Origin of the sequence: Caulobacter sp. FWC26 (genome assembly GCF_002742645.2) — a bacterium.
GTDB lineage: Bacteria > Pseudomonadota > Alphaproteobacteria > Caulobacterales > Caulobacteraceae > Caulobacter.
Genome location: NZ_CP033875.1, coordinates 3,568,994 through 3,587,128 on the forward strand (window position 1 = coordinate 3,568,994; position 18,135 = coordinate 3,587,128).

The 18,135-nt window shown below is 68.5% G+C and carries 17 protein-coding genes and 1 pseudogene; 10 read left to right on the forward strand and 8 right to left on the reverse strand.

The features are described 5' to 3' along the window. Window positions 1-189: 189 nt before the first annotated feature. Entirely contained in the window at window positions 190-597 is a 408-nt protein-coding gene (locus tag CSW63_RS18545; RefSeq protein ID WP_062098603.1) for a TIGR01244 family sulfur transferase, read from the forward strand. 4 nt (window positions 598-601) lie between these two features. Here the strand turns inward: CSW63_RS18545 and CSW63_RS18550 are convergent, their stop codons facing one another. Then, on the reverse strand, window positions 602-748 hold the full coding sequence (locus tag CSW63_RS18550; RefSeq protein WP_062098606.1) for a hypothetical protein: 147 nt from the start codon (window positions 746-748) through the stop codon (window positions 602-604). Between the two features lie 70 nt (window positions 749-818). On the opposite strand from CSW63_RS18550, the gene CSW63_RS18555 reads away from it, so the two are divergent. Next, entirely contained in the window at window positions 819-1,712 is an 894-nt protein-coding gene (locus CSW63_RS18555; protein WP_062098608.1) for an MBL fold metallo-hydrolase, read from the forward strand. Between the two features lie 19 nt (window positions 1,713-1,731). On the opposite strand, the gene CSW63_RS18560 is transcribed toward CSW63_RS18555, so the two are convergent. Next, a complete protein-coding gene (locus CSW63_RS18560; RefSeq protein ID WP_062098610.1) occupies window positions 1,732-4,737 on the reverse strand; it encodes a long-chain-fatty-acid--CoA ligase in 3,006 nt (1,001 codons plus the stop codon). A gap of 237 nt (window positions 4,738-4,974) precedes the next feature. Between CSW63_RS18560 and CSW63_RS18565 the strand changes: the two genes are divergently transcribed. Further along, entirely contained in the window at window positions 4,975-6,735 is a 1,761-nt protein-coding gene (locus tag CSW63_RS18565) for an ATP-binding protein (RefSeq protein ID WP_062098612.1), read from the forward strand. A 224-nt stretch (window positions 6,736-6,959) separates the two neighbouring features. On the opposite strand, the gene CSW63_RS18570 is transcribed toward CSW63_RS18565, so the two are convergent. Next, entirely contained in the window at window positions 6,960-8,459 is a 1,500-nt protein-coding gene (locus tag CSW63_RS18570) for a bifunctional aminoglycoside phosphotransferase/ATP-binding protein (RefSeq protein WP_062098614.1), read from the reverse strand. Window positions 8,460-8,603: 144 nt separating this feature from the next. Here CSW63_RS18570 and CSW63_RS18575 point away from each other — a divergent pair, with 144 nt between their 5' ends. Together CSW63_RS18575 and CSW63_RS18580 are read left to right on the forward strand one after the other, a co-directional pair. After that, complete coding sequence (locus CSW63_RS18575; protein WP_082749672.1) at window positions 8,604-9,281, forward strand: TetR/AcrR family transcriptional regulator; 678 nt, start codon at window positions 8,604-8,606, stop codon at window positions 9,279-9,281. Next, entirely contained in the window at window positions 9,238-9,771 is a 534-nt protein-coding gene (locus CSW63_RS18580; RefSeq protein ID WP_062098616.1) for a TIGR02594 family protein, read from the forward strand. Before CSW63_RS18575 ends, CSW63_RS18580 begins: the two co-directional genes overlap by 44 nt. A gap of 18 nt (window positions 9,772-9,789) precedes the next feature. Here the strand turns inward: CSW63_RS18580 and pdxH are convergent, their stop codons facing one another. Continuing rightward, window positions 9,790-10,458: a pyridoxamine 5'-phosphate oxidase gene (gene pdxH / locus CSW63_RS18585; protein WP_062098686.1), complete on the reverse strand. Its 669-nt coding sequence runs from the start codon at window positions 10,456-10,458 to the stop codon at window positions 9,790-9,792. Between the two features lie 105 nt (window positions 10,459-10,563). On the opposite strand from pdxH, the gene CSW63_RS18590 reads away from it, so the two are divergent. The 4 genes from CSW63_RS18590 to CSW63_RS18605 all read left to right on the forward strand — a co-directional run bounded on the left by CSW63_RS18590 (window position 10,564) and on the right by CSW63_RS18605 (window position 13,460). Then, window positions 10,564-11,265, forward strand: a complete 702-nt coding sequence (locus CSW63_RS18590; protein WP_062098619.1) for a DnaJ domain-containing protein — start codon at window positions 10,564-10,566, stop codon at window positions 11,263-11,265. A gap of 320 nt (window positions 11,266-11,585) precedes the next feature. Continuing rightward, entirely contained in the window at window positions 11,586-12,002 is a 417-nt protein-coding gene (locus tag CSW63_RS18595) for an organic hydroperoxide resistance protein (RefSeq protein ID WP_062098621.1), read from the forward strand. Window positions 12,003-12,012: 10 nt separating this feature from the next. Beyond that, entirely contained in the window at window positions 12,013-12,459 is a 447-nt protein-coding gene (locus CSW63_RS18600; RefSeq protein ID WP_062098623.1) for a MarR family winged helix-turn-helix transcriptional regulator, read from the forward strand. A gap of 56 nt (window positions 12,460-12,515) precedes the next feature. Further along, the gene (locus tag CSW63_RS18605) at window positions 12,516-13,460 is read left to right on the forward strand and encodes a WcbI family polysaccharide biosynthesis putative acetyltransferase (protein WP_062098625.1); all 945 of its coding nucleotides are present in this window, start codon (window positions 12,516-12,518) and stop codon (window positions 13,458-13,460) included. 3 nt (window positions 13,461-13,463) lie between these two features. On the opposite strand, the gene CSW63_RS18610 is transcribed toward CSW63_RS18605, so the two are convergent. The 3 genes from CSW63_RS18610 to CSW63_RS18620 all read right to left on the reverse strand — a co-directional run bounded on the left by CSW63_RS18610 (window position 13,464) and on the right by CSW63_RS18620 (window position 15,201). Then, on the reverse strand, window positions 13,464-13,862 hold the full coding sequence (locus CSW63_RS18610; RefSeq protein ID WP_062098627.1) for a DUF4282 domain-containing protein: 399 nt from the start codon (window positions 13,860-13,862) through the stop codon (window positions 13,464-13,466). A gap of 114 nt (window positions 13,863-13,976) precedes the next feature. Continuing rightward, window positions 13,977-14,507: a hypothetical protein gene (locus CSW63_RS18615; RefSeq protein WP_062098629.1), complete on the reverse strand. Its 531-nt coding sequence runs from the start codon at window positions 14,505-14,507 to the stop codon at window positions 13,977-13,979. A gap of 85 nt (window positions 14,508-14,592) precedes the next feature. Then, the gene (locus tag CSW63_RS18620; protein ID WP_062098631.1) at window positions 14,593-15,201 is read right to left on the reverse strand and encodes a TetR/AcrR family transcriptional regulator; all 609 of its coding nucleotides are present in this window, start codon (window positions 15,199-15,201) and stop codon (window positions 14,593-14,595) included. A 123-nt stretch (window positions 15,202-15,324) separates the two neighbouring features. On the opposite strand from CSW63_RS18620, the gene CSW63_RS18625 reads away from it, so the two are divergent. Beyond that, a complete protein-coding gene (locus tag CSW63_RS18625) occupies window positions 15,325-16,647 on the forward strand; it encodes an oxygenase MpaB family protein (protein WP_062098633.1) in 1,323 nt (440 codons plus the stop codon). Here CSW63_RS18625 and CSW63_RS18630 read toward each other — a convergent pair. After that, a pseudogene (locus CSW63_RS18630) lies at window positions 16,644-18,124 on the reverse strand (porin). The gene CSW63_RS18625 and the pseudogene CSW63_RS18630 sit on opposite strands and share 4 nt — an antisense overlap. Between the last annotated feature and the right edge of the window lie 11 nt (window positions 18,125-18,135).

Consider the following 18,135-nt stretch of genomic DNA (forward strand, 5'->3'; position numbering starts at 1 on the left):
TTGGGCGCTATTTGTCGTAAAAACTTTTTACTTTTACCCGCATCGCCCGCAATAAAACCGCCCCCCCCCCCCCCCCCGCCGCCCTCTTGAGCAACGCTGCACTCGGATCGCCCATTGCATAGGCGCCACGTGGTCATGAAAATGCGCGAGCGGCAGGAACCCGCCGCGCGTACTTGAGACCCGATCCGCATGAGCGACTTCCGACGCGTCACCGAATCTCTTTCCGTCAGTCCGCAGGTGGACCCGGCCGATATGGCGCGCGCGGCGGCCGAGGGCTTTGTGCTGGTGATCAACAACCGGCCCGACGGCGAAGACCCCAGTCAGCCGTCCAGCGCCACGGTCGAGGCGGCCGCCCGCGCGGCCGGAATGGATTATCTGCATGTGCCGGTGCGCGGCGGACCGACGCCCGACCAGGTCGAGGCGGTGCGCGCGGCGATCGAGTCGGCCGAGGGGCCGGTGCTGGCGTTCTGCCGCTCGGGCACCCGCTCGATCGTCACCTGGTCGATCGGCCAGGCGCTGGCGGGCGCGGACCGCGAGACGCTGGTGGCCCAGGGCCACGCCGCAGGCTACGATCTTTCAGGCGTGCTGCCCGCCTAAAGCTTCAGAAGGCGGCGGATTGGCGCGCCGCCATCGGCGTCGGTTCGGTCTGGCAGCTGGCGAGCACGAACTGGGCCACGATGATACACAGAATGGCGAAGGCCGCGCGCTGGAGCCGTTTTGACACAAAAATCGCCGCGTCCGCCGCCATGGCCGGTTCTCCCTCGGTTACTGGAGGGCCTCAGCGCAAGACCGGCGCCGTCCGCTTCGGGAACGTCCCTATGATCCCCTTCGTCCGCGAGCTTGAGTTCGAATACGGCCGCTGTGACACGGTGAGTCCGCTGATCCGGCGGGTGATCGCGCGCAATCCCGGGCCGTTCACCTTCATAGGCACCGGCGTCTATATCGTCGGCCGGGGCGAGGTGGCGGTGATCGACCCCGGCCCCGATCTGCCCGAGCATTTCGAGGCGCTGAAGGCGGCGCTGACCGGCGAGCGGGTGACGCACGTGCTGGTCACCCACCATCACCTGGACCACAGCCCCCTCGCCCATCCGCTGGCTCAGGCGTTCGGCGCCAAGGTCCTTGGCCTGCCGGCGCCGGCCGATCACGGAGAGGCCGCCGCGCCGGGCCTGGAGGAAGGCGCCGACAGCCGCTTTCGGCCCGACATCGTGCTGGCCGATGGCGACATCGTGGAAGGACCGGGCTGGACGCTGGAGACGGTGGCCACGCCCGGCCACACCTCGAACCACCTGTGTTTCGCCCTGCGGGAAGAGAACGCCCTGTTCTGTGGCGACCACATCATGGGCTGGTCGACCACGGTGATCACCCCGCCCGACGGCGACATGGGCGACTATTTCGCCAGCCTGGAAAAGGTGCGCGCGCGCGGCTTCGACACCCTGTGGCCCACCCACGGCGCGCCGGTCCGCGAGGTTACGCCCTTCATCGACGCCTATGTCGCCCACCGTCGGGCGCGCGAGGCGCAGATCGTGCAGGCCCTGGGCGCTGGTTTCACCACCATCAAGGCGATGGTGCCCAGCCTCTACGCGGCGGTCGACCCGCGCCTGCATCCGGCGGCCGCCCTCTCGGTGCTGGCCCACATGATCCAGCTGGTCCGCGAGGGGCGGGTCGTGACACCGGGCGAGCCGGGCCTCGACGCCGAATACCGCCTGGCCTGACAGCGCCGCCCGAGGGGCCTCAGCCCCCCTTGATCACACTGATCAGGCGGCCGATCCGGTCGCAGTTGCGCCCGAGGTCGGCGCCGGCGTCACGCCCGATCGAGCGCATGTCCAGCCGCGAACCGGCGGCGTCGGGACGCACCCGCACCACGACATCGTCGGTCAGGCCGTACCAGAAGCTCCGCGCCGTGGCTTCCAGGCGACCGTCGACCGGATCATCCGTGACCAGCGTCATGCCGGACGCCAGGACGGCGGCCTTGGCCGCTTCGTACACATCCGCCGGCGCGCGGTTGCTGACCAGCGGGCGGGCCGCCGGACATGTCTCGGCGTTGATCTCGGCGATCCGTCGCCCGGCGAACGCGGCCGAGCCCACCGGCAGGCTGGGATCGTCGTCGACCAGCGACGCAGCCCCGCCCCGGGCGGCCATGGCCGCGTCGGAGAAGCCCAGCGGCGTCTTCCAGTCGGTGGCCACATCGTGGATCGGCGGGGTCTGGCCCAGCAACGCCTTGGCCCCGAACATCACCGCGAACGTCGCCGCCGTGATCAGCAGCGCCGTCAGCGCCGCCTTCCACAACCGGCCAAAGCCGGCGAACAGGGCGACGACCAGTCCGACCAGGCCCGTGACGATGCTGACCTGGGCCGCCTTCGGCGCCCAGTCCAGGGTCAGGGTGTTATAGCCGAACGGCAGGTTGATCAGGCCCAGCTTGACGCCAAGAGCGCCCCCGGCCGCCAGGATCGCCGGCGTCAGCGCCACCAGCACCGCGAAATCCAGATAGAGCCCGGCCCAGACGGGCTTGGCCTTGGCGCCGGACGCCTTCGCCCCCTTGGCGGCCTTGGTCTTGCCGCGTCGGCCCGGCGTGATCGGCACGGCGAAGGGCGCCGCCTCGCTGGCGACCGGCTGGGCCTTGGGCGCTTCAGGCTTGTCGGGCTCGTGCAGGCGCAGCGGCGGTTCGGCCTCCGGCTCGGGCTTGGCCTCCGAGTTCGGCTCTGGCTTTTCCGCCGTCGCCTTGACCTCGGTCGTCGCGCCCTCGACGGGCTTGGCCGCGCCCGCCGCGATCGCGGCGGCCTCGGCGATGATCGCGTCGGCGGCGGAGACCGGCTCAGCCGCTTCCGCAGCCTTCGGCTCGGGCTCAGGCGTGGGCGCGACCGGTTCAGCTTCCGCAGGCGACGTCAGAGGCGCAGAGACCTCCGACGCCGCCTCAAGCTCCCCCGCCGGCGCGGTCTCCTCTTCGAGCTGCGCCTGCTCGGCGGGTAAGGCTGTGTCGGCCTCGACCTCTTCGACGGCCTCGGGCGCGTAGATCTTCGCCGCCTGGCCGCCGTCAGCCGCCGCCAGGGTCGGCTGAGGCGCTGGAGGGCTGGGCTGCAAGGGCGTGGCGGGCAAGGCGTAGCCCTGGTCGGCCAGGCGCTTGCGGATCAGCTTCTTGTCGATCTTGCCGGTCGCGCCCAGCGGGATGTCGTCGACGATCAGCACGTCGTCGGGCATCCACCACTTGGCGATCTTGCCTTGCAGGTAGTCGATGAACTCCTGCGGCGTGGCGCTCTCGCCTTCCTTGAGCTTGACCAGCAGCACCGGGCGCTCGTCCCACTTGGGATGCGGCTGGCCAACCACCGCCGCCAAGGCGACCTTGGGGTGGCCGACGGCGATGTTCTCGATCTCGATGGTCGAGATCCATTCGCCGCCCGACTTGACCACGTCCTTGGCGCGGTCGGTGATCTGCATGAAGCCGTGCTCGTCGATCGTGGCCACATCGCCGGTGTCGAAGAAGCCCTCGTCGTCCAGGATCTTGCCGCCGGCGCCTCGGAAGTACTCGGCCGCAATGATCGGGCCCCGGATCTTCAGGTGGCCGAAGGCCTTGCCGTCGTGCGGCAGGCGATTGTCCTCGTCGTCCTTCAGGCAGATCTCGACGCCCAGCGGCGGACGCCCCTGCTTCAGACGCCAGGGCATCTGCTCATCATAGGGCAGCTTGGAGAGCTCATCCGTCAGCACCGACAGCGTGCCGACCGGCGAGGTCTCGGTCATGCCCCAGGCGTGCACGACCTCGACGTCGTACTTGTCGTGGAAGGCGCGGATTATGCTCTCGGGGCAGGCCGCGCCGCCGATCACCACCTTTTTCAGGGTTGGCAGCTTGGCGCCGGTGGCTTCCAAATGCTGCAGCAGCATCTGCCAGACGGTGGGCACGGCGGCCGAGAAGGTGACCTGTTCGGTGTCCAGCAGTTCATAGATCGAGGCGCCGTCCATCTTGGCGCCCGGCATGACCATCTTCGCGCCCGCGCCCGGGGCCGAGAACGCCACGCCCCAGGCGTTGGCGTGGAACATCGGCACCACCGGCAGGATCACGTCCTTCTGCGACAGGCCCATCACGTCGGGCTGTAGCGTGATTAGGGTGTGCAGGAAGTTCGAGCGGTGGGAGTACATCACCCCCTTGGGATCGCCGGTCGTGCCCGAGGTATAGCAAAGGCCGGCGGCCGTGCCCTCGTCGAACCCGCCCCAGGCGCAGTCGGCGTGGTGCTGCTCGACGAGTTCCTCGTAGCAGAGCAGGCCCTTGAAGTGCGGCGCGTCGCCCGCCGGGGCGAAGTCGGCCGGCATGTGCGCGCGGTCGGTGAAGACGACCACGTACTCCACATGCGGCAGGCGCGGCAGAATCGCGGCGATGATCGGCAGGAAGGTCAGGTCGGTGAAGATGGCGCGGTCGCCGGCGTGGTCGGCGATCCAGGCGATCTGCTCGGGAAACAGGCGCGGATTGAGCGTGTGGCACACCGCGCCGATGCCCATGATGCCGTACCAGGCTTCCATGTGGCGGCCGGTGTTCCAGGCCAGGGTGCCGACGCGGTCGCCCGGCTTGATCCCCATGCCCAAGAGGGCGTTGGACACCCGCTTGGCCCGATCGCGGATCGCGCCATACGTCGTGCGGACGATCGGTCCCTCGACAGAGCGACTGACGACCTCGCGGCCGGCATGCCATTTCGCGGCGTGATCGATGATTTTATCGAGGGTCAGCGCCCCGTGCTGCATCAGCCCTTGCATCGGCCCTCAGCTCTCCCGTCTGTTTATCGTTGTTAAGGCAAGGCTATCGGTGTGCGGCGCAACACGCAACGCGCCGCGCTCGTCAGGCGAACGGGAATGTGCTCCCCTGTCGGGCATCCGACACACGCGATCATAGGTCGCAGGCGCCGTTCAGGGACTTTTGGTTGCGGTCGGTGGATAGTTCGCCGCTCGGTGTGAGCGCTTCGCTCCGCCAAGCCTTGAACCCTGTGAGGCGACTTGGACTGGTTGGCCAAGGCATGGTCCGATGAGCGGCTCGACGAAATCGCGGCCGACACCTATCGGCTGACGATCTCGCGCCTGGTGATCGCCGCCCTTGTGGCGGGGCTGATGGTGTTCGTGCTTCGCCCGCAGGTCGCCTTCCTCTGGCTGCTCAGCCTCTATATGGGCGAAGGCCTGGCGCTTCTGACCACACGGCGCTTAAGAAAGGGACGCACAGCGACGCCGCGCGAGCGGGCCTGGTTCGTCTGGGCCTCCATTCCGATCACCATCAGCTGGTCGACGCTGGCGAGCTTGCTGTGGTTCGAGGGTCAGGACCTGCTGAAGATCGCCGCCGTCTCCGTCTGGGCGGGTCAGATCGTCTACACTCAGAATTTCCGGCATCAGTCCGTGCCGATGCTCGTGCTGAACGGGCTGGCGCCGCTGGCCAGCCTGCTGATCTTCCCGATCTTCTTCATGCCCGACACAAGTCCCGCCGCGCAAACTGCGCGCTGGGGTCTTGTTCTGCTGGTCGGGACCACCCTGAACGTGATGGCCCAGAACCGCGCGGCCGCGCGGCGGATGGACGAGCTGACGCGCGGCCTGCGTGAGGAGCGCGAAAAGGCGCTGGAGGCCGCCCGCGCCAAGTCGACCTTCATCGCCGTGACCAGCCATGAGCTGCGGACGCCGATGAACGGCCTGCTGGGCATGGCCCACGCCTTGGAGCGTTCGAACCTCGACGCGGTCCAGCGCGAGCAGGTCGCCCTGATGATCAAGTCGGGCGACAGCCTGATGCAGCTGCTGAATGACGTGCTGGACCTCTCGCGCGTCGAGGTGGGCAAGGTCGAGTTGGCGCCGATCGACATGACCTTGCAGGACGTGGTCGGCGAGGTCGTCGACGCCTGGCGCGACGCGGCGGACTTTAAGGACCTGTCGCTGAGCGTCGACTATGCGCCGGACCTGCCGCCCGGACTCCACGCCGACCCGCTGCGGATCCGCCAGGTGGTGACCAACCTCGTTTCCAACGCCATCAAGTTCACCGTCGAAGGCGGCGTCAGGCTGTACGTCGCCGCGCAAGCCTTGGACGGCGGCGATCGGCGCGTGTCGATCACCGTCACCGACACCGGACCCGGCGTCCCCCCGGACGCGGCCGAGCGCGTGTTCGACAGCTTCACCCAAGCCGATCAGACGATCTCGCGCGAGCACGGCGGCGCGGGTCTGGGCCTGTCGATCGCCCAGGCCCTGGCGCGCCAGATGGGCGGCGATCTTATTCTGGCGCCTTCGGAGCGGGGGGCCTGCTTCGTCTTCACCTTCGTGGCCCCCGCATGCGCGGCCCCGACCGCGTCCGTAGAGGAAGTCGAGGCGGACACCGATGAGTTGGGACAGATCCACGTGCTGATGGCCGAGGACAACGCCATCAACCAGCTGGTGGTCCGCACCATGCTGGAGCCGCTGGGCGTCGCCCTCACCGTCGTCGAAAACGGCCAGGAAGCGCTCAAGGCGATGGCCGAGCGCCGCTACCACTGCGTCCTGATGGACATCAACATGCCGGTGATGGACGGGATCACCGCCCTGGCGGCCATTCGCGACGGCCGCGCGGGAGACCCGGCCATGCCGGTGATCGCTCTCACCGCCTCAGCCATGTCCGGCGACCGCGAGCGCTTCCTGGGTCTGGGCTTCGACGATCACCTCGGCAAGCCAGTGAAGCCCGTCGACCTGATCACGGCCATCGCCAAGGCCGTGAACCCCGAGCCCCCAAACGCAGGCCGGCGGGCGGCTTAGGATTTCTTGGGCGTTCGCCGGGAAGTCGGTTTTGGGGAGGGGCGTTAAAGGCTGCTCACGACCCATACTTGCCCCCTCCGCGCCTTCGGCGCTCCTCCCCCATAGGGGGAAGAAGGGAGCGTACCTTCCGCCCCCTATGGGGGCGGACGACCATGCAAAGCATGGTCCGGTGGGGGGCCCCCCCTTCCAGAAGATCCGAACGCCAGCTCAGTCGCCGCAGCCCCCTACCCCATCGCCTCGGCCAGCGCCCGCGCCTCGTCCTCGAAGGCGCTGACGGTGTCGACCTTGCGCCAGGTGATCTCGCCCGTGTCGCGGGTGAGTTGGTTTTCCAGCACCGCGACGTCGGCGTCAGAGGCGTCGTTGACGCGGGCGGCGACGCGGGCGCGCAGCACCTCGGGCGGGGCCTCCAGCCAGACGCCGAGGAAGGCGACATCGCAGGTCTTGGCCAGGGCCTCGGCGCGGGCGCGCTCCTCGGGCTTGAGGAACACCGCGTCCAGCACCGCCGAGCGACCGGCCTTCAGGCACAGCTCGGCGTCATGGAAGAGCTGGTCGTAGACCTTGGCGCTCATCTCCGGGGTATAGGCCTCGCGCGGGAGCCTTTGCAGCGACGGCACGCCCCACAGGCGCTTGCGGATCTCGTCGGTGCGCAGCACCACCGCTCCGGGGGCCGAGCCCAGACCCGGCGCGCAGACGCGCGAGAAGGTCGACTTGCCCGAGCCCGACAGCCCGCCGGCCGCCACCAGGCTGACCGGCTTGGGCGCCAGATGCTCCAGGGCGGTCTGCAGATAGGCGCGCGCGGCCTCGTCATCGCCGGTATAGGCCCAGACGTGGGTGCGGACGGCCGCGCGGACCGACAGCATCAGCGGCAGCGCCGCCAGACCCGTCCACAATCCCTCGCCGAAAGTGCGGGCGGCTTCGTCGAGATAGGCGTTCAGCACCCGTCCCGCCGCATCGCGACGGCGGCGGAAGTCGAGGTCCATCAGCAGGAAGGCCAGGTCGTACTGGACGTCGATGTCCGACAGGGTGTCGTTGAACTCGATGCAGTCGAACAGGATCGGCTGACCGTTCTCGATCAGGATGTTCCCCAGGTGCAGGTCGCCATGGCAGTGGCGGGCGAAGCCCTCTCCTGCGCGGGCGTCGAGCAAGGGTCCGAGGCGCTCCAGGGCCAGATCGGTCTCGTGCACCAGACGCTCGACGGCCTGCTTGCCCAAGCGCGACGCCAGGCCCCGCAGCAGATTGGCGTTCGAGCGGATCGTGTAGCCCAGGGCCGAGACGCCGCCGCCCTGGGGGCGCGGCGAGGATCCGGCGTGGAAGCGCGCGACCGTGCGGCCCAGCGCGTCCTCGAGCGCGTCGTCGATCGCCCAGGGCTGAGTGGCCAGCACGCCGTTCTGGTCGAAGCGGCGCATTTCCAGCAGGTACTCGACGATCTCGCCCTCGCCGTCGATCTCGATGCCGCCATCGCGCGTCCGGGTCAGGCGGCGCACCTCGCGATAGATGTCCGGCGCGGCGGCGCGGTTGAAGGTCAGCTCGCGCTCCAGCGCCCAGCGCCGCAGCTCCAGCGTCGAGTAGTCGAGAAAGCCGAAGTCCACCGGGCGCTTGACCTTGAAGGCCGAGGTTCCGATCAGGAACACGCGGGCGCACGAGGTCTCGATCGTGTTTTCCGCCCGCTCGCCAAACCAGGCGGCCACTTCCTGCTCGCGCGCGGCTTCCGCGTCCTTGATCACGCCGACAATCCCATCTTTTCGCGCGCGAAATCCGGCGCCGGGGCTCCATAGCCGAAACCGCGACGCAAGTCCTCTCGCGCAAGTCTTGTCCACTCGCCATTTTCGCGGTTAGATTGCATTGAACAAGCCAGAGCGGAACGGTTGATGCGGATGAGCCCGGGTCTGAAGCGGTCGAAGCACAAGCGCGAGGAGATCCTCGGCGCGGCCAGGGATCATTTCCTGCGCGAAGGCTACGCCGACGCGGGCATGGAGGCGGTGGCGCGGGCCGCAGGCGTGTCGACGGCCACGCTGTACGCCTACTTTCCCAGCAAGGCCGAGCTGTTCAGGATCATCGCCACCGAGATGATCCAGGGCGTCGCCGCGCCCGTCTGCGCGGCCGGACGGCTGCGGGGCGAGCCCCGGACGCGGCTGGTCGCCTTCGCCGTCGCCTACGCCACCTTCCTCTCGCGCCCCGACATGCGGGCCATGGTCCGGATCGTCACGACCGAGCGCCGCCGCTTTCCGGACGTGGCCGATCAGTTGCTGCGCGTGGCGCGTCAGGACCTGGGCGGGACGGCGATCGCGATTCTCAAGGACCTGCGCAAGGCGGGGGCGCTGCGCCTGGACAAGCCGTCATGGGCCGCCGGTCAACTGCTGGGAATGCTGGATCACGGCGCCCTGGTGCTGGGGCTGGCGGCGGGCGACGAGGTGACGCCCCAACGGCCGATCCGCGCCATCGCCGAGGACGCCGTCGACACCTTCCTGGCCCGCTATGGCGCCGGTTCCGTTGGAGACATCGATGGTCGATCTGCCCAAACCGTATCGCTGGCTTCAGGCGCTTGACCTGCTGCCCAGGATGGTCGCCGAGGCCCTGCAGCACCACGGCGTCCGCGAGACCGCCGGCCCGGCCAACACCCCCGAGATCATGGCCTGGGCCGCGCAGACCGGCCTGAAGTCCAGCTACAACGCCGACGCCACGCCCTGGTGCGGGCTGTTCATGGCCCATGTCGCCAAACGCGCCGGCAAGATCGTGCCGCCCGGGCCGCTGTGGGCGCTGAACTGGGCCAAGTTCGGCGTGGAAGGCGGCCAGCCGGAGCTTGGCGACGTGCTGGTCTTCGTCCGCAAGGGCGGCGGCCATGTCGGTCTCTATGTCGGCGAGGACACGGAGGCTTATCACGTGCTGGGCGGCAACCAGGGCGACTGCGTGTGCTTCACGCGCATCGACAAGGAGCGCCTCTACGCCGTGCGCCAGCCGCCCTACAACAACAAGCCGAGCACCGCGAAGGTCTATCTGCTGGCCGCCAGCGGGGCGATGTCGAGCAACGAGGCCTGAGACGGCTCCCGGGCGGCGTTACGGGAACAGCCGCTTCGTCGTCCAACCGCCCTCGGCCCGGTCGAACACCAGTCGCTCGTGCAGACGGAAGGGACGGTCGCGCCAGAACTCGATCGTCACCGGAACGATCCGATAGCCCGACCAGTGCGGCGGGCGCGGCACCTTCCCGAGGCCGAACTTCAGGCCCATCTCGGCGACGCGCTTCTCCAGGGCCAGGCGGTCGGGCAGCGGCCGCGACTGGTCGCTGGCCCAGGCGCCGATCTGGCTGTGGCGGGCGCGGCTGGCGAAATAGGCGTCGGCCTCGGCCTCGCTGACCGGCTCGACCGCGCCGCGAATCCGCACCTGACGGCGCAGCGACTTCCAGTGGAACAGCAGAGCCGCCTTGGGGTGGGCGTTCAGTTCCTGGCCCTTGGCGCTCTGGGTGTTGGTGTAGAACACAAAGCCCCGCGCATCGAAGTCCTTCAGCAGGACCATGCGCGAGTCGGGCATGCCGTCGCCGTCGACCGTCGACACCGTCATGGCGTTGGGATCGTTCGGCTCCTTCTTGCCGGCCTCTTCCAGCCATTCGGCGAACAGGGCGAACGGATCCTCTTCGCTCAACAGCGGCGGCGGAGTCGCCTCCTGCACCTGGCGAACATAGTCGTCCTCGCTGGGCGAGGCGGGGATCAGGGTCGGATCGGCGCTCATGGGGTCGGTATAGTCCTCAAGCGAGACCGCGACCACCGCCCAGCGCCCCAAACCGCAAGTCTTAACTTAACCGGGCGTTGACCATCGCCGCGTCAGGGTCCGGGCATGACCGCCCGGCATCCCGCCCTGACGCTTTCGGCCGCCCGCGCCCTGCTGGGCGTGGCCGCCGACGCGGATGAGCGCGAGCTGCGCAAGGCCTATCGCGAGGCCGCCAAGCGCGCCCACCCCGATCGTCCCACCGGCGATGCGGCCCTGTTCCGCGACGTGCTGGCCGCCTACCGCCTGCTGCAGGACACCCCGGTCGTTCAGCATCACTATCCGCCCGCAGTCACCCAACCCGCGCCGATCGCCGACCGCGTCTTTCTCGAGATCGACATCGCCACCGCCCTCTCCGGCGGGTCCGAAGAGCTGGCCATCGACGGCCGACGCCTGCGGCTGAAGCTGCCAGCGGGCCTGCGCGAGGGCGACAGGGTTCGCGTAGAGGGCGTTTGCTTCGAAGTTCGCTTGCGCGCCCAAGACGGCGCCCTGGTGCGCGGCGATGATCTGTGGCTGACCGGCAGGGTCGACCCTCGTGTGCTGGCCGAGGGCGGCCGGGTCGACGCCGAGACGCCCCTGGGCCCCCGTCCCGCCTGGATCTCAACCAAGGCCGCCGCGCGCGGTCTCGTGCGCCTGCCCGGCCAAGGCCTGCCCGCCCGCGCCCACCACAAAGCTGGCGACCTTTTCCTGCGTCTGGAAGCCGCCGAAAGTCGCGGCGAAAGCCCGGCGCGCTCCCTCCTGAAGCGCTTCGCGGCGGCCTGGGCGGCTTAGGCGTCCAAGCGCCCCCTCCCACTGAAGAGTTTCCAACGGCCGACCTCCCCGGCGAATGCCGGGGCCCAGATTCATCCGGAGCGGCTGGGGATGATGCGACATTGTTCCAGGCTGAGCAGACAGGCGTCGGTGGGTTCGATCTGGATCCCGGCTTTCGCCGGGAAGCTCGGGGTTTGTAGGGCGAGGCGATCAGCGGCTGCCGCCCCTGGCGGCGCTCAACAAAATTTAATCGCGCGCGATCTTTTTTCGCCGCACCACTCTTGAATTCATATCGCGCACGATTAAATCGTTCGTACGATTTCAAGCCAAGGAGCTTCCCGATGACCACCCTCTACACCACCCGCGCCACCGTCGTTGGCGGCCGCGAAGGCCACGTCCGCACCGAGGACGGCCTGCTGGACGTTCAGCTGTCGATGCCCAAGTCGCTGGGCGGCAAGGAGACCGGCACGAACCCCGAGCAGCTGTTCGCCGCCGGCTACGCCGCCTGTTTCCAAAGCGCCATGGCCCACGTGGCCCGCACCCAGAAGATCGCCCTGACCGGCTCGACCGTGACCGGCCAGGTCGGCCTCGCCTCCGCCGAGGTCGGCTTCCGCCTGGAAGTGGCGCTGGAGGTCGAGACCCAAGGCCTGTCGCAAGCCGACGCCGAGGCCCTGGTTGCGACGGCGCACCAGGTCTGCCCCTATTCGAACGCCACGCGCGGCAACATCGACGTGGCCATCAGCGTCAAGGCCGCCTAACGGATCCGATATGAACCAGAAGTCCGCGTCATCCGATCAGCCCGTCGAGATCCTGCGCCTCGACAACCAGCTGTGCTTCGCCCTCTACGGCGCGGCCAACCGGATGACGCGGCTCTATCGCCCGATGCTCGACGCCCTGGGCCTGACCTATCCGCAGTACCTGGCGATGCTGGTGCTGTGGGAGGCCAGCCCCCGGACCGTCGGGGCGCTGGGCGAGGCGCTGGATCTCGACTCCAGCACCCTGACGCCGCTGCTCAAGCGGCTGGAGACTAGCGGCCTCGTCACCCGTGACCGCGACCCCGAGGACGAACGACGGGTGATCGTCGCCCTGACCGACAAGGGTCGGGCCCTGCGCGACCAGGCGATGACGATTCCCGAAAAGATCTTCTGCGCGCTGGACATGCCGCTGGAGGCGATGGGCGTGCTGCGCGACCGCCTGAAGACGGTGGCGCGCTGATCCGCGTTGTCGGGATCGCGGCGAGCGCCTAAACGGATACCCGTCAGAGGGGTCCCATGCCGCGTCACAAGCCGATCCGCGCCGCCATCTATGGCGCCTGCCACGCCAATGCGCTGCTACGCCTGCTGCAAGGCGTTCCGGGCCTGAAGGGCAAGATCCAGTTCACGCCGATCCCGGCGACCATGAACATTACGGCTGAGGAGATGGACGCCTTCATCGCGTCCGTGCCGGATCTGGACCTCGTGCTGTACCAGCCGATCTCGGCCAACTATCGCGGCCTGCAGTTTGCGTCCGCCCGCATCGTCGAGGCGGCCGGCGCGAACACCACCCTGATCAGCTTCGCCTACTATCACTTCGAGATCTACACGCCGTTCATCACCTCGGCCCTGCCCGGCCTGCCCGAGCCGCCGACCGAGTACATGGACTATCTGCTAGGCGCCCTGATCGCCCGAGGCTTCGACGACGCCAAAATCGTCGATCGCCTGCTGCACCTCGACGGCCTCGCCCCCTATGTCGAAGGCATGGTCGGCGCGGCGTTCTACGAGTTCGGCGTGCGCGAGGAGCGGGTGCTGGAGGGCGATCGGCCGCTGGACGTGAAGATCTCCGAGCGGGTCAAGGCGCTCTACCAGTCCAAGCGGCTGGGCCATACGCCCAACCATCCCTCGACCCTGCCCATGCGGTGGATCGCCGACGACATTCTCAAGCGGCTTGAGCCGATGATCGGCAAGACCCTGGGCGCACGATGGTCGTTCACGCCCGATCCGCTGAACGAAATCCAGTTCTTCACCCCGCCGTTCGTGCGTCAGGCGTTCGGCATGACCTTCGACGACAAGCCGGTCACCCTGACCAAGACGCATGGCCGCCAGAAACTGGCCGACTATGTGCGAGGCCAGCGCCCGTTCTACGAAGCGATTCCGCGCGAGCAGTTCCTGCAGGCGGTCGAGACCATGGCCCAGCCGACGGCGCGGCCCTGGTACACGCCGCTGTTGACGACGGACTGAAGCTTAAGGCTGGGACTGCGCGGCCTGCTTGGCCGCCTGTTGCCGCGCGCGGTGGGCGGCGTGGTCGGCGTCGCTGGTCTGGCGTAAGGCCCGCAGGTCCTCGCTGATCCGGAAGATGGCGACATAGAACTCGCAGAAGGCGCGCCAGAGCAGGACCAGCGCACCGGCGACCAGCAGGCCCGCGACCAGCACCGGGAAGGCCAGCAGCAGGGAGCCGACGCCCGGCTCCTTCAGGGCCAGACCGACGGCGGCGCCCACCACCGAGAAGCCGAACAGCGCCACGACGCCCAGGCCGGCCCAATAGATGAAATGAATCACCGGCCCGGTCACCAGGCGGTCGAACGTCAGAAGATCCCAAAGCAGCGAGCCGGACCCACGCTTGGACTTATTGGCCGGAGGCATACGTCACCCCAAGACGGCGAAAAGCGCCTCTTTGACGCCATCGCTAGCAGCGACAAGCCCGCTCGGCAATGCCGAGCGGGCGTCGCTTCGTTCAGGGTCGGGAACCCGACACGCCTATTGCGGCTTGGCGCCGGCGACCGTCGCGTCGATCTGGGCCTTGGTGGCCGTGGTCTGGAGGCCGCCGTCGGCCGTGGCCGTGAGGCTGTTGCCCGGCAGGGCGAACTTCACACCGCCATGGGTCACGATCACATTGGTTGATCCGTCCGCGCCGGTGTTGGTTCCGGAGATCTGGCCAACCGGCACGCCCTGCGAATCCTTCACGGCCATGCCCACCTTGAAGTCGGGCGTGACGTTGGCCGAGGTCGGCGCGGCCGTGCTGTCAGCGGAGCTAGCGAAGGGCGGCGTGGCCGGATTGGCGGGATTGGCAGATTGGGTGGCGCCCATTCCCGATTGGGCCGGCGTCGCCGGATCGGCGGGGGTTGCGCCAGGCTTGAGCGTCATCTGCCCCGGCGGGGTCATGGTCTGAGCCGGCGGCATGGGACCCGTCGGGTTGGTCGGCGTCGGGGTGGTGGTGGTTTGGGCGAAAGCCGCGCCAGCGAACGTCAGGGACGCGGCGGCGGCGAGCAAGGCAAGCTTGTGCGTCATGTTGGAACTCTCCGTCGAGGGCCCCTCCCGGACAGTAACAACGTGACCTGCCTGACGCGGTTCCGTCGGCCGTCCGACTTACGATCTAGCCGGAGGCGCCCTTGGCCTCGATCAGCGCCAGAACATAGGCCTCCATCAGGCGCGTCAGTTCGTCTTCCAGGCGTTGCGGATCGAGCGCCAGTTCGGCCTCGATCGTCGCCGCCCGCAGCAGGCCGATCACGGCGTGCGTCAGCACGAACCCCGCCTCCGGCGTCATGTCGAAGTCGAAGCGGGCTTTGCCGGTGATCGCCTCGAAGAACAGCCGGTGGTGGCGCATCACGGCCTCGTCGCCGGCCTCCGCGGCGAACGCGTCAAGCAGCGCCCGCCGCGTCGCGGGGCTGCCCTCGAAGGCGGTGGCCAGGGTGCGAACGATCAGGCGAACGGCGCTGATCCGAGGACCGTCGATAACGATGCGGGCGATGCGATCTCGCGCCGTCGCAGCCTGCCGCTGGGCCAGGGCGCCGAGGATCGCCTGCTTGCCCTTGAAGTACTGGTAGAGCGTGCCGACGCTCACCCCGGCCCGCTCGGCGATGTGATTGGTGGTCAGGGCCCGGGGGCCGCCCTGCTCCAGAAGTTGAAAGGCCGCCTCGAGAATCGCCTCGACCGTCGCTTCGGACCGCGGCTGGCGCGGCGTTCGCCTCGTCTTTTCAGTCACTTGCCCGGTTGCTCCCGCGCTGCCCGGCCCGGCGGGCAAGGCGAGTAGGCCGATGAACGACGATTACATAGGCTGGGATCCAAGACGAGGGTCCCGTCCCGGACCGCCGCACGAGAGGATCGCATGACCGCCGCTTTGGAGACGGTTCGCGCCAAGGTCGCCGCCCAAAAGACCGCCCTGCCCGCCCTGTACGGCGATGTCGACTTCGATGCGACGCCCGAGCGCTTCACCGACGACCCCACGACCAGCGTCGCCCCGCGCCTGGCCCACGCCAGACTCGATCCCGAGAAGCTGGCCTTGATCAAGGCCTACACCATGCTGGGCGACGTCGTGGCCGACGCCTATGCGGCGCTGATGCCGAAGCATGGCTTCCGCCCGCTGATCCAAATGCTGACCAAGGCCTGCGACGAGGGGCTCGCCGCCGTGCCGGACGCGCCGCCGGAGCTCGCCGCCTTTATCGCCGACATGGAACGCATCCCCGACTGGCTCGACATGGACCTGGTGCGCGAGGGTCAGCGGCTGGACCGCAACGCCGCCGCCAATCTGGGCCCGTTTGCAATCCGGGGCGCGTTCATCGCCACCTTCATGAACAAGTACGCCGCCCTGCCGATGGCGCTGACGGGGACGTTGTCGAACGACACCGCCGCCCGCCGGGTCAACGAGACGGCGACCTTTTTCACCACCACCTTGTTGCCGGGTTCGCTGGAGCGACATGGGGCCGGATTCAAGGCCGCCGCCATGGTGCGGCTGATGCACTCGATGGTGCGGTTCAATGCTCTCAAGCGCTCGAACCTGTGGGACGTCGGCGTCTATGGCATTCCGATCCCGCAGGTCGACCAGATGCCCGCCGGCCTGATCCCGATCTTCCTGATGAGCTACAAGATCGTGGCGACGGGCCGCACGGTCTTCACGCCCGAGGAGCGCGCTCGCGTCGAGCTGGCCCGCTATCGCTGCTTCCTACTGGGGCTGCCCGAGGATCTCCTGGCCGACACCCCGCAAGGCGTGGTGGATACGATGAACGCCCGCAGCGCCACGCTGCGCGCCGGCTTCGACGACGCGACCTGCGGCGAGCTGGTCCGCGCCACCCTGAACGCCTACCTGCCGCCGGACGAACGCCCCGAGAACAGGCTGTTCGACTATGTGGAACGCGGCTTCGCCAAGGTGTTCTTCCTGCGAAACTTCCTGAACGGCGATCGCGCAGCGGCGGCGCGAATGGGCGTCGAGATCGGCCCGCGCGACTTCATGCTGTTCGGCGTCGTGGCGCTGCTGGTGACCAGTCGGTTGGCCGCCTACCGCCTGGCCCGAAACGTGCCGGGTGTCGCGGGGCTGGCCGATCGGCGGTTGGTGGCGCGGCTCAAGAAGCAACTGGCGCGGTACGGCCACGCGGAGTTCACGAGCGACGCAGACCAGTACCGCCCGGCGGCGGGAGCCCGGAAGGCCGCCTAGAAGTCCAGCTCCATCCGCGCGCCGGCGACATTGACCTTGTAGTCGCGGTCGCCGTTCCGCAGCGGCGTGGCGTCCTGGTAGCTCAGGAGGCCGTAGTTGAGGTTGAAGCGAAGGTATTCCACCGGCTGCCAGATCAGTGCGGCCAGCCAGGCGTCCTGCTTGCCGCCGACCACACCGCGATCGTTCATGTCGAGATAATCGTAGCGCACGTTGATCTGCAGCGCGCCGACCCCGCCGCCGCCCAGCGGCTTGGAAGGCTTGGTCCGATCGAACTGGCCGGCCTTGTAGCCACGCGTATCGTCGGTCAGGAAATAGCCTAGCTCGGCGTATCCGCCGAAGAAGGTCGGGCGCGTTCCAGTCTTCAGAGACGCCTCCTGCCAGTGGCTCTCGGCCGCCCCGTGCCAACGACCGCTGATGAAGGCCGCCTCCAGGCCGTAATGGACCTCCTCATCGACCGGCAAAGCGGCCGTTCCGATCAGGCGGCTGTTGCTGGTGTGGACATAGGGTCGCTGGCGATAGCGGGTTCCGGCGTCGGCCACCCGCTTCAGGGTTCGCCAGTGGGCTGAGCTGCCCAGGTGCAGCTGAGCCTCGCCCAGCTTGGGCGCGTAGACCGTACGGCCGTCCACGCCATAGCTGTTGTTCTCGTCGCCGCCGGCGGGGCCGTCGCTGCTGTTGGAGAGCGCGTTGATATCGTCGGCGAACAGGCCCGCCTGCACCAGCCAGGGCCCCTTCTCGTACTGCGCCGAGGCGCCCAGGCGGCGCTCGAAGTTGAACGCGTCGGTGAAGGCCGCGCGCTCCATGAACGAACCCACGCTGTCGCCGGTCAGTTCGTCCAGCGACTGGAACTGGTTCTGGTTGCCCGCCGCCAGCAGCCACGGACCGGTCTTGTAGCTGACGAAAGTGTCGACCAGGTCGACGGTGTTGTCCGACAGTTCGAGCTCCAGCTTGTAGCCGACTCCCGAGCCGAGGCCGCCCTCGCCGCCCAAGCGAACACGCCGCATTTCCGCGCCGTATCCGAGACCCCGATCCGTCAATCCGTCCGGCGCGTCGACCTGACCGACATCGACCTGGATGCGGCCCTTGGCCTTGAACGAACGACCGCCGCTGGCGAGCTGCGGCGCCCCCTTCCAGGTGATCTCGGTCGAAGCCGGCGCGGGTTTCGGCGCCGAAGGCGCTGAGGCGCCGGCCGTGACGGGAGACGGCGTAACAGGCGCTGTCGCCTGCGGGGCGCTGCTCACCGCATCAAGCCGCCGCTCCATCGTCTGGAGTTGGGCGCGCAGGCTGGCGATCTCGTTTCGCAGCGCGGCGACCTCGGCCGGGGTCAGTTGATCCTGGGCCAGAACAGCGGTGGGCGACAGAAAGGCGCCGACCGCCACAAGCACGGCGAGGGATGTGGGGACGGGATGCAAGACACCACCTTGGGACAGCGCTTCGGTTCGCCCCAAATGTCACATTTCGATGATGGTGTGGAAAAAATGTCCGTATGCG

What these genes read in the sequence shown, in the direction of transcription:
- CSW63_RS18580 (WP_062098616.1), top strand. Translation starts at nt 9,238, where the DNA reads ATGGTCGATCTGCCCAAACCGTATCGCTGGCTTCAGGCGCTTGACCTG.
- CSW63_RS18555 (WP_062098608.1), top strand. Translation starts at nt 819, where the DNA reads ATGATCCCCTTCGTCCGCGAGCTTGAGTTCGAATACGGCCGCTGTGAC.
- CSW63_RS18545 (WP_062098603.1), top strand. Translation starts at nt 190, where the DNA reads ATGAGCGACTTCCGACGCGTCACCGAATCTCTTTCCGTCAGTCCGCAG.
- CSW63_RS18605 (WP_062098625.1), top strand. Translation starts at nt 12,516, where the DNA reads ATGCCGCGTCACAAGCCGATCCGCGCCGCCATCTATGGCGCCTGCCAC.
- CSW63_RS18595 (WP_062098621.1), top strand. Translation starts at nt 11,586, where the DNA reads ATGACCACCCTCTACACCACCCGCGCCACCGTCGTTGGCGGCCGCGAA.
- CSW63_RS18615 (WP_062098629.1), bottom strand. Translation starts at nt 14,507, where the DNA reads ATGACGCACAAGCTTGCCTTGCTCGCCGCCGCCGCGTCCCTGACGTTC.
- CSW63_RS18590 (WP_062098619.1), top strand. Translation starts at nt 10,564, where the DNA reads ATGACCGCCCGGCATCCCGCCCTGACGCTTTCGGCCGCCCGCGCCCTG.
- CSW63_RS18575 (WP_082749672.1), top strand. Translation starts at nt 8,604, where the DNA reads ATGCGGATGAGCCCGGGTCTGAAGCGGTCGAAGCACAAGCGCGAGGAG.
- pdxH (WP_062098686.1), bottom strand. Translation starts at nt 10,458, where the DNA reads ATGAGCGCCGATCCGACCCTGATCCCCGCCTCGCCCAGCGAGGACGAC.
- CSW63_RS18625 (WP_062098633.1), top strand. Translation starts at nt 15,325, where the DNA reads ATGACCGCCGCTTTGGAGACGGTTCGCGCCAAGGTCGCCGCCCAAAAG.
- CSW63_RS18550 (WP_062098606.1), bottom strand. Translation starts at nt 748, where the DNA reads ATGGCGGCGGACGCGGCGATTTTTGTGTCAAAACGGCTCCAGCGCGCG.
- CSW63_RS18600 (WP_062098623.1), top strand. Translation starts at nt 12,013, where the DNA reads ATGAACCAGAAGTCCGCGTCATCCGATCAGCCCGTCGAGATCCTGCGC.
- CSW63_RS18610 (WP_062098627.1), bottom strand. Translation starts at nt 13,862, where the DNA reads ATGCCTCCGGCCAATAAGTCCAAGCGTGGGTCCGGCTCGCTGCTTTGG.
- CSW63_RS18560 (WP_062098610.1), bottom strand. Translation starts at nt 4,737, where the DNA reads ATGCAAGGGCTGATGCAGCACGGGGCGCTGACCCTCGATAAAATCATC.